This is a genomic window from Pseudomonas sp. ENNP23 (assembly GCF_001728945.1).
GTDB classification, from domain to species: domain Bacteria; phylum Pseudomonadota; class Gammaproteobacteria; order Pseudomonadales; family Pseudomonadaceae; genus Metapseudomonas; species Metapseudomonas otitidis.
The window spans coordinates 95,761-107,657 of the sequence record NZ_LYSP01000016.1; the positions used below are offsets into that span (position 1 = coordinate 95,761).

Sequence of the window (11,897 nt, forward strand, 5' to 3'; positions counted from 1 at the left end):
CCCCCATGAGCACTGTCGTAGCCGTAGTGAAAAGCGTCATCGGCCAGGTCGTTGCACTCTCCGCCGAGGGTGTGCAGCGTCAGCTCTTCGAGGGAGATCGGATCTTCCAGGGTGACGAGATCGTCACCGGTGCGGCCAGCATGGTCACCATCGAGCTGCCCGACGGCCGCCTGATCGACCTGGGCCGCGACACTCGCTGGGCCAGCAATGACTTCGCCCCGCAGGTCGCCGATGACGGCGCCGCCCAGACCGCACCCAGCGCCGAAGAGCTGCAACAGGCCATCGCCGCTGGCGTCGACCCGACCCAGGCCTTCGAAGCCACCGCAGCCGGCGCCACCAGCGCAGGCGGCACCACCAGTGGTGGTGAAGCCGGCGGTGGCCGCAGCTTCGTCCTGCTGGACCCCACCGGCGGTGTCGTTGAGGCGCAGATCGGTTTTGCCACCCAGGGTCTGGCCAATGGAGCCTCCGGCACCGACGAAACCCAGGGCGGGCTGCCCAACATCGCCCCGCAGTTCACGGGTGCCGATGGCGGCCTCATCACCACCTTCAGCCTGAGCACGCCGGAAGACACCCCGATCAGCGGCACCTTCACCGCCAGCGACGCCAACGGCGACCTGATCACCTTCAGCGTCACCCAGGGCCCGGCGAACGGCACCCTGGTGTTCAACCCCAACGGCACCTGGACCTACACCCCGGCCCAGGACTACAACGGCGCCGACAGCTTCGTCGTGACCGCCACCGATGGCCGCGGCGCCTCCACCCCGCTGACCGTCAACCTGGGCATCACCCCGGTCAACGACGCCCCGGTGGCCAGCGGCACCTACACCGCCGACGTCAACGACACTGCCGGCCTGGACACCTTCGCCGACATCAAGGGCCAACTGACCGCCACCGACGTGGACGACACCCAACTGACCTGGAGCGGCAGCGGCAAAGGCGCCTACGGCGAGCTGACCGTCAATGCCGACGGCACCTATACCTATGTCGTGGATGCCCAGGCCGTGAACGGCCTGCAGGACGGCGAGCAGGCCAGCGACAGCTTCGTCGTCACCGTGCGCGACCCCTCCGGCGCCAGCGACACCCGCGTCATCACCATCAATTTCAACGGTGCCAACGACGCACCGATCGCCACCGCCAGCAGCGCCGACGTCACCGAAGACCAGACCGTCAGCGGCACCCTGCAGGCCAGCGACGCCGACAAGGGTGCGGTGCTCAGCTACAGCCTCACCAACCAGCCCCCCGCCGGCTTCAGCCTCAACCCGCAGACCGGCGCCTGGACCCTGGACGCTGGCAACGCCGCCTACCAGTCCCTCGCCGAAGGCCAGAAGCTGACCCTCACCGTGCCCTATGAAGTGACCGACCAGTTCGGCGCCAAGAGCACCAGCACCCTGACCATCACCGTCACCGGCGTGAACGACGCTGCCGTGCTCGGCAGTGCCGACGTGCAACTGGACGAAACCGACAGCGCCCTCACCACCGGCGGCACCCTCAGCATCACCGACGTCGACAGCCCGGCCACTTTCGTCACCCAGACCGGCACCGCCGGCAACTACGGCACCTTCAGCATCGACGCGGCCGGCAACTGGAGCTACATCGCCAATTCCGCCTACAACGAGCTGAACGTCGGCCAGAAACTGGTGGACACCTTCCAGGTCACCAGCGCCGACGGCACCAAGACCAGCGTCACCGTCACCATCAACGGCACCAACGACGCCGCCGTGCTCAGCAGCGCCGACGTGCGACTGGACGAGACCGACAGCGCCCTCAGCGCAGGTGGCGCCCTGACCATCACCGATGTCGACAGCCCAGCCACCTTCGTTGCCCAGAGCGGCACCGCCGGCACCTACGGCACCTTCAGCATCGACGCCGCCGGCAACTGGAGCTATGTCGCCAATGCTGCCTACAACGAGCTGAACGTCGGCCAGAAGCTGGTGGACACCTTCGAAGTCACCAGTGCCGACGGCACCAAGACCAGCGTCACCGTCACCATCAACGGCACCAACGATGCCCCGGTGGCCGTGGACGACACCGTCACCCTGGATGAGGACAGCGTCGCCACCGGCAACGTGCTGACCAACGACAGCGACGTCGACAGCACCAAACTGAGCGTCACCGGCTTCAGCATCGCCGGGCAGAACTACCAGGCCGGCGACACCGCCTACCTGTCGGTGGGCAAGCTCACCCTGCTGGCCAACGGCGAGTTCTCCTTCACCCCCAACGCCGACTACAGCGGCGTGGTGCCAGCCGTCACCTACACCCTCAGCGACGGCTCCCTGAGCACCACCGGCACGCTGCAACTGGTGATCAACCCGATCAACGACGCCCCGGTCAACAGCGTCCCTGGCGCCCAGACCCTCGACGAAGACGGCAGCCAGACCTTCAGCACCGCCAACGGCAACGCCATCAGCGTCGCCGACGTGGACGGCGACACCCTCACCACCACCCTCAGCGTCGGCCACGGCACCCTGACCCTGGGCAGCCTCGGCAACGGCGTGACCTTCAGCGGCAACGGCACCGGCACCCTGGTGCTCTCCGGCAGCGCCCAGGCCATCAACGCCGCCCTGCAGGGCCTGAAGTACGTCCCGTCCACCGACTACAACGGCCCGGACACCCTCAACGTGCGCACCAGCGATGGCCAGCTCAGCGACAACGACAGCATCGGCCTGACCATCAACCCGGTAAACGATGCCCCCGTGGCCGGCGCCACCAGCGCCGCCACCGAAGAAGACGCCGCCCCCATCGGCGGCCAGCTCGACGGCAGCGATGTCGACGGCGACAAGCTGACCTACACCCTCGACAGCCCCGCCCCGGACGGCTTCCAGCTCAACCCCAACGGCACCTGGACACTCGACCCCAGCGCCGCCGGCTACCAGAGTCTGGCCAAGGGGCAAGTCCTGACCCTGACCATCCCCTACAGCGTCAGCGACGGCAGCCTGAATGCGAAGAGCACCCTGACCATCACCGTCACCGGCACCAACGATGCGCCGAAGATCGACGCCGCCACCGCCGCAGCCAATGAAGGCGATGGCGTCATCACCGGCCAGATGATCGCCACCGACGTCGACACCGGCGCCCAACTGACCTTCACCACCCCCGCCACCGTCGACGGCCTGACCCTCAACAGCAACGGCAGTTGGAGTTTCGACAGCAGCCACAGCGCCTACGACAGCCTCAAGGCCGGCGAGCAGCGGGTGATCAAGGTGCCAGTCACCGTCACCGACGAATTCGGTGCCAGCAACACCGCCAACCTGGAAATCACCGTCACCGGCACCAACGACGCCCCGGTGGCCAGCGCCGTGTCCGTCAGCGGCAGTGAAGACCAGCCCGCACGCATCCAGGTCGACCTGGCCGGCAGCGACGTCGACGGCAGCGTCACCGGCTTCGTCATCACCGGCCTGCCCCAGCATGGCCAGCTCTACACCTCGGCCACTGGCGGCACCCCGCTGAAAGCCGGCGACAACGTCACCGGCCCGGTCTATTTCGTACCGGACAGCGACTGGAACGGCACCACCACCTTCCAGTACCAGGCCGTGGACAACGATGGCGCCACCTCCACCAGCGCCACCGCCACGGTCAACGTGTCCCCGGTCAACGATGCGCCCGTGGCCAGCCCCACCAGCGCCGGCGCCACCGAAGACGGCCCCACCGTGGGCGGCCAGCTCGCCGCCACCGACGTCGACGGCGACAAACTGACCTTCAGCCTCAAGGGCAACGCCCCGGCCGGCTTCAGCCTCAACCCCGACGGCACCTGGACCCTGGACCCGAGCAACGCGGCCTACCAGGCCCTGGCCGACGGCGAGAAGCTGGTCATCCAGGTTCCGTTCACCGCCACTGACGGCCAGCTCAGCAGCGACAGCGTGCTGACCCTGACCATCACCGGCATCAACGACGCTCCGGTGGTCACCGGCGCCATCAGCGTCGGCACCGACGAAGACGCCGCCGGCCAGGTCATCGACCTGCTGGCCAAGGCCAGCGACACCGATGCCAAGGACGTGCTCAACGTCGTCAACCTGCGCGAAACCAGCGGCAACGATGCCTCCGGCGTTACCGTCAGCGGCAACACCCTGGTGCTCGACCCCAGCGCCTACAACTACCTGGCCAAGGGCGAGAAGGTCACCCTCACCTACGAGTACCAGGTCAGTGACGGCCATGGCGGCCTGGTCACCACCCAGGCCACCGTGGTGATCGACGGCGTAAACGACGCCCCCGTGGTCAGCGCGGCCATCACCACCACCACGAACGAAGACGCCGGCGCCCAGCAGGTCGACCTGCTGCAGAACGCCAGCGACGTGGACCGCAGCGACGTGCTCTCGGTGGCCAACGTCAAGCTGGTCGGCAGCGGCGACACCGCCGGCGTGACCGTCTCGGGCAGCACCCTGCAGGTCAACCCCAACGCCTACAACTACCTGGCCGCCGGCGAGAAGCTGGTGCTCACCTACAGCTACGACGTGGTCGACGGCAACGGTGGCGTCACCCCCACCACCGCCACCCTGACCATCGAAGGCCGCAACGACGCCCCGGTGCTGGAAACCACCGTACAGAGCGGCAGCGTCACCGAGCGTGCCGACGGCGTGCCGGGCGAGAACGCCGGCAACCTCAGCGCCACCGGCGACATCGGCTTCGAAGACGCCGACCTCAACGACACCCACAGCGTCAGCACCCAACTGGTCAGCGCCACCAACGGCAATGGCCAGACCGTAGCCGCCCTGGGCAACCTCGCCGCCGCCCTCAGCGACTCCGCCACCGGCGACGGCCAGGGCTCCGTGCACTGGACCTACAGCGTGCCGGCCGGCTCCCTGGACTACCTGGCTGCCGGCGAGACCCTGACCCTGGTCTACCGCGTGACCGTCACCGATGGCAGCAACGCCAGCGCCAGCCGTGACGTCACCATCACCGTCACCGGCAGCAACGACGCCCCGGTGGTCAGCGGTGCCGTCACCTCGGTGACCAACGAAGACGCCCCGGCCTACAGCATCGACCTGCTGCAGAACGCCAGTGACGTCGACGCCAAGGACGTACTCAGCGTCGTCAACCTCAAGCAGATCGGCACCGGCAACGCCGCCGGTGTGACCTTCGACGCCGCCAGCAACAGCCTCAAGGTGGACCCGTCCGCCTACAACTACCTGGCCAAGGGCCAGAACCTGGTCCTGAACTACGAATACGAGGTCAGTGACGGCCAGGGTGGCCTGGTCAAGACCAGTGCCAGCATCACCATCGAAGGCCGCAACGACGCCCCGGCGGTGGACAGCAACGCCATTACCGTGGCCGAGGAAAGCGTCGGCACCCCGTTGGGCCTCAAGGCACCCACCGATGTGGACGGCGACGCGCTCACCATCACCGTCACCGGCCTGCCCGTGGTCGGCCGCGTGACCCTGGCCGACGGCAGCACCGTCAGCAACGGCCAGACCCTCACCAGCGCTCAACTGCAGGGCCTGAAGTACAACGCCCCCGCCGACTACAAGGCCGGCGACCCGGTGGGCAACTTCACCTACAGCGTCAATGACGGCACGGCCACCGTGGTCGGCAGCGTGGCCATTGGCGTCACTGCGGTGAACGACCTGCCGGTGGTGGACAGCAAGCCCCTCACCGTGGCCGAAGAAAGCGTCGGCACTCCGCTGGGCCTCAAGGCGCCCACCGATGTGGACGGCGACGCGCTCACCATCACCGTCACCGGCCTGCCGGTGGTCGGCCAGGTCACCCTCGCCGACGGCACCCTGCTCAGCAATGGCCAGACCCTCACCAGCACCCAGCTCCAGGGCCTGAAGTACAACGCCCCCGCCGACTACAAGGCCGGCGACCCAGTGGGCAGCTTCACCTACAGCGTCAACGACGGCACCGCCACTGTGAACGGCAGCGTCGCCATCAGCGTCACCCCGGTGAATGACCTGCCGGTGGTGGACAGCAAGCCCCTCACCGTGGCCGAAGAAAGCGTCGGCACCCCGCTGGGCCTCAAGGCGCCCACCGACGCCGACGGCGACGTACTTACCATCAAGGTCACCGGCCTGCCGGTGGTCGGCCAGGTCACCCTCGCCGACGGCACCCTGGTCAGCAATGGCCAGACCCTCACCAGCACCCAGCTCCAGGGCCTGAAATACAACGCCCCCGCCGACTACAAGGCCGGCGACCCGGTGGGCAGCTTCACCTACAGCGTCAACGACGGCACCGCCACCGTTAACGGCAGCGTGACCATCAACGTCACCCAGGTGAACGATGCCCCCGATGCCCGCGACGACGCCCCGACCCTCAGCGGCCTGAAGGGCAGCTACTACGCCTACCGCGAAGGCACCGACGGCCCGAACCTGAGCAACCTGGCGATGGTCAAGGACTTCATCGCCAAGCACGCTGCCGACGCCACCTTCACCGCCACCTCGCTGAACTACGGCAACGGCACCAACAGCCACCTGGGCGGCAACGGCAACCTGCAGAAGTTTCTCGGCAGCGACGCCGCGAGCCTGAGCACCGCGCCGGCCAACAGCTCCGACGCCATCGTCGAGCTGAGCGGCTCGATCAACCTGGCCGCTGGCAACTACCAGCTCCGCGTCACTGCCGACGACGGCTTCAGCATCGTCATCGACGGCAAGGTGGTGGCCGAGTACAACGGCAACCAGGGCCCGACCGCCCGCGAGTTCGCCACCTTCAACGTGCCCGCCGGCGGCGCCCACCAGATCCAGATCATCTATTGGGACCAGGGCGGCCAGGCCCTGCTCAAGGTGGAAATGCGTCCCGAAGGCGGCAGCTACACCGTGCTCGGCGGCAACAGCCTGAGCCACGGCCTCGACGGCCTGGTGACCGCTGAAGACACCCCGCTGACCATCGAGCCCGCCACCCTGCTGGGCAACGATACGGACGTGGACGGCGACAGCCTGACCATCGTCAGCGTGCAGAACGCGGTCAACGGCACCGTGGCCCTGGTCAACGGCAAGGTCGTCTTCACCCCGGCCGCCAACTTCAACGGCACCGGTTCCTTCACCTACACCGTCAGCGACGGCAAGGGCGGCACCGATACCGCCACCGTCAAGGTGGGCGTCACTGCGGTCAACGACCTGCCGGTAGTGGACAGCCACGCCCTCACCGTCAACGAGGAAAGCGTCGGCACCCCGCTGAACATCGCAGCGCCCACCGATGTGGACGGCGACGCACTCACCATCACCGTCACCGGCCTGCCGGTGGTCGGCCAGGTCACCCTCGCCGATGGCACCCTGGTCAGCAATGGCCAGACCCTCACCAGCACCCAGCTCCAGGGGCTGAAGTACAACGCCCCCGCCGACTACAAGGCCGGCGACACCGTGGGCAGCTTCACCTACAGCGTCAACGACGGCACCGGCACCGTGAGCGGCGCCATCAACCTGGCGGTCACCCCGATCAATGACCTGCCGGTGGTCAACAACGCCAACGTCAGCGTGGATGAGGACGACACCCTCACCAGTCAGTTGAACGCCACCGACGCCGATGGCGACAGCCTGACCTATACCCTGAAGACCGGAACCAGCAACGGCACCCTGGTGCTCGACAACGCGACCGGCCAGTACACCTACAAGCCCAATGCCAACTACAACGGCCCGGACTCGTTCACCGTCACCATCGATGACGGCAAGGGCGGCGTGGTCGACACCGTGGTGCGGATCACCGTCAACCCGGTCAACGACGCACCGACCGCCAACCCGGCCAACCTGAGCACCGCCGAAGACACCCCGGTGAACGGCAAGGTGGATGCCCGCGACATCGACGGCGACACCCTCACCTACAGCATCGCCAGCGGTAACGGCCCGCAGAACGGCACCCTCACCCTCTACAGCGACGGCAGCTACACCTACCGCCCGAACAAGGACTACAACGGGCCCGATGCTTTCACCGTCACCGTCAGCGATGGCAAAGGCGGCACCACCACCAGCCTCGTCAGCATCGATGTGACCCCTGTCAACGATGCGCCTATCACCGCCGACCAGGCCAAGGAGACCGACGAGGACCAGAGCGTCAACGGCAAGATCGTCGCCAGCGACGTGGAAGGCGACAAGCTGACCTACACCATCCAGAGCGGCGCCGACCACGGCTCGTTGCTGCTCAACACCGTCACCGGCGAGTACACCTACACGCCGAACAAGGACTACAACGGCAACGACGCCTTCACCATCCGCGTCTACGACGACAAAGGCGCCTACGCCGACTCCGTGGTGACCATCAAGGTCAACCCGATCAACGACGCACCGGTGAGCGGCCCGTCCAACATCAGCACCAACGAAGACACCCCGGTCGACGGCAAGGTCATCGCCCGGGACATCGACGGCGACACCCTCACCTACAGCATCGCCAGCGGTAACGGCCCGCAGCACGGCACCGTCACCCTCAACGCCGACGGCACCTACACCTACCAGCCGGGCAAGGACTTCAACGGCAGCGACGCCTTCACCGTCACCATCAGCGATGGCAACGGCGGCACCACCACCAGCGTGGTCAACGTCACCGTCAATCCGGTCAACGATGCCCCGGTCACCGCTGACCAGGCCAAGGAAACCGATGAGGACCAGAGCGTCAACGGCAAGATCGTCGCCAGTGACGTGGATGGCGACAAGCTGACCTACACCATCCAGAGCGGCGTCAACCACGGCTCGTTGCTGCTCAACACCGTCACCGGCGAGTACACCTACACGCCGAACAAGGACTACAACGGCAACGACGCCTTCACCATCCGCGTCTACGACGACAAAGGCGCCTACGCCGACTCTGTGGTGACCATCAAGGTCAACCCGATCAACGACGCACCGGTGAGCGGCCCGTCCAACATCAGCACCAACGAAGACACCCCGGTCGACGGCAAGGTCATCGCCCGGGACATCGACGGCGACACCCTCACCTACAGCATCGCCAGCGGTAACGGCCCGCAGCACGGCACCGTCACCCTCAACGCCGACGGCACCTACACCTACCAACCGGGCAAGGACTTCAACGGCAGCGACGCCTTCACCGTCACCATCAGCGATGGCAACGGTGGCACCACCACCAGCGTGGTCAACGTCACCGTCAATCCGGTCAACGATGCCCCGCTGGCTCCGAACAACACCGCCAGCGTCGACGAAGACGGCACCCTGACCAGCCGTGTCCCGGCCACCGATGTGGACGGCGACAGCCTCACCTACACGCTCAAGACCGGCACCACCCAAGGCACCCTCACCCTCAACACGAACGGCGAGTACACCTACGTACCGGGCAAGGACTACAACGGCAACGACAGCTTCGTGGTCACCGTCAGCGACGGCAAAGGCGGTGTCACCGACACCGTGGTCAACATCACCGTCAAACCGGTGAACGACGCCCCGACCGCCACCCCGTCCAGCATCAGCACCGACGAGGACACCCCGGTCGACGGCCGCGTGACCGGCAACGACATCGACGGCGACACCCTCACCTACAGCATCGCCAACGGCAACGGCCCGCAGCACGGCACCGTGGTGATGAATGCCGACGGCACTTACACCTATCAGCCGGCCAAGGACTTCAACGGCAGCGATACCTTCACCGTCACCATCAGCGATGGCAACGGCGGCACCACCACCAGCGTGGTCAGCGTCACCGTCAAGCCGGTCAACGATGCCCCGGTGGCCCCGAACAGCACCGCCAACGTGGACGAGGACGGCACCCTGACCAGCCGCATCCCCGCCACCGACGTGGACGGCGACACCCTCACCTACACCGTGAAGACCGGTACCGCCAACGGCACCCTGACCCTCGACCCGAACACCGGCGAGTACACCTACAAGCCCAACGGCGACTACAACGGCCCGGATCGCTTCGTGGTCACCGTCAGCGACGGCAAGGGCGGCGTGGTCGACACCGTGGTCGACATCACCGTCAAGCCGGTGAACGATGCCCCGACAGCCGTCAACGACACCGCCACCACCCAGGAAGACACCACCGTCACCCTCGACGTGCTGGCCAACGACCGCGACGTGGATGGCGACAGCCTGGCCCTGACCGGTGCCACCGCACAGCACGGCAACGTCAGCATCGTCGACGGCAAGCTCGTCTACACCCCCACCGGCAACTACAGCGGCGCGGACACCATCACCTACACCATCACCGATGGTAAGGGCGGCAACAGCACGGCCACCGTTCAGGTCGGCATCCAGGCCGTGGCCGATGCCCCGAACCTGGGCACCCAGGCACCCGGCTCCGGCACAGCCCCCGCAGCCACCGGTCTGCTGCAGCAGAGCTGGAACAACCTGGCCCTGGGCAGCGGCGGCAATGGCGTCAACCCGGCCACCCTGAAGAGCGCCATCGACGCCGCCGGCACCCCCACCAGCAGCGGCAACCTGAGCGATGCCCACATCGACAGCGTCAATGCCGGCGTGGCCAACAAGCTCTCCGGCCTGATCTACCTGGAAGCGGGCCAGACCTACACCTTCAGCGGCACCGGCGACGACAGCGTGATGGTCGTGGTCGGCGGCACCACCGTGGGCAGCGCCACCTGGGGCGGCAACGGCGGCCAGTTCAGCGGCAGCTACACCGCCCAGCAGAGCGGCTACTACACCCTGGACATCTACCAGCACAACCAGAGCGGCCCGGGCGCCCTGGACGTCAACGTCAAGGTCGGCAACGGCCCGGTGCAGGACCTGTCCAGCGCCAACGTGCAGCTCTACACCAAAGCCAGCGACCTGACCGGCAACGGCCTGCACCTGTCGGATCTGCATGGCAGCGACGGCAAGGGCTACTACCAGCTCTACAACGCCAACGAAGGCGACGAGGACAGCAGCATCCCGCTGTCGCGCCTGACCGCCTCGCTGAACGACACCGACGGCTCGGAAAGCCTCTCCGTGGGCATCTCGCAGATCCCCGAGGGCGCCACCCTGACCGACGGCGTGAACAGCTTCACCGCCACCAGCAGCACCACCACCGCCGACATCAGCGGCTGGAACCTGGGCAACCTGAGCATCACCCCGCCGGCCAACTACAGCGGCAGCTTCGACCTGAAGGTCACCGCTACCGCCACCGAAGGCGCCAACGGCGACAAGGCCTCCACCTCGCTGACCCTGCCGGTCACCGTACACCCGTTGAACGATGCCCCCACCGGCGCCGATAACAGCGTGCGCACCGACGAAGGCACCCCGCGCAGCTTCAGTGCCGCCGAGTTCGGCTTCAGCGACGTGGATGCCGGCGACAGCCTCAAGGCCATCCGCATCAACAGTCTGCCGGGCAACGGCAGCCTGAGCCTGAACGGCACCGCCGTCACCGTGGGCATGCTGGTCACTGCGGCGCAGATCGCCTCACTGGTCTACACCCCCACCGCCAGCGGCAGCAGCAACGGCTCCTTCAGCTTCTCCGTGCAGGACCAGAGCGGCCAGTTCTCGACCCAGCCCAATACCATGACCATCCAGGTGGCCAATCTGGATGACGCGCCCGGCCTGGCCGACAGCAGCGTCACCTTTGCCGAGAACACCGGCGCCGGCACCACCATCGCCGACCTGAGCGACCGCTTCACCGGCACCGACCAGGACCGCGACGGCGAGCCGCTGTTCTACAGCATCACCGGCGGCAACGACGCCGGCCTGTTCAGCATCAACGCCAGCACCGGGGTCATCACCCTAGCCAACGGCAAAACGCTGGACTACGAAACCGCCACCCGGCACCAACTGCAGGTCAGCGCCACCGACGGCAAGACCGCCGCCACCGCCACCGTCACCGTGAACGTCACCAACGTGAACGATAACGGCGTGGCGATCAGCGACAGCGACACGGCCGCCAACCAGGTCAACGAAAACGCCGTCAACGGCACCGTGGTCGGTGTGACCGCCAAGGGCGTGGACGACGACGCGGGTGCCACCATCACCCAATACGAACTGGTGGACAACGCCGGCGGCCGCTTCGCCATCAACGCCACCACCGGTGTGGTCACCGTCGCCGAC

At 67.1% G+C, this 11,897-nt stretch carries 1 protein-coding gene; it reads left to right on the forward strand.

Translation table 11 applies throughout. The features are described 5' to 3' along the window. Window positions 1-5: 5 nt before the first annotated feature. The coding region (locus tag A9G05_RS11580) for a retention module-containing protein (RefSeq protein ID WP_069561114.1) at window positions 6-11,897 on the forward strand (11,892 nt) is incomplete at its 3' end.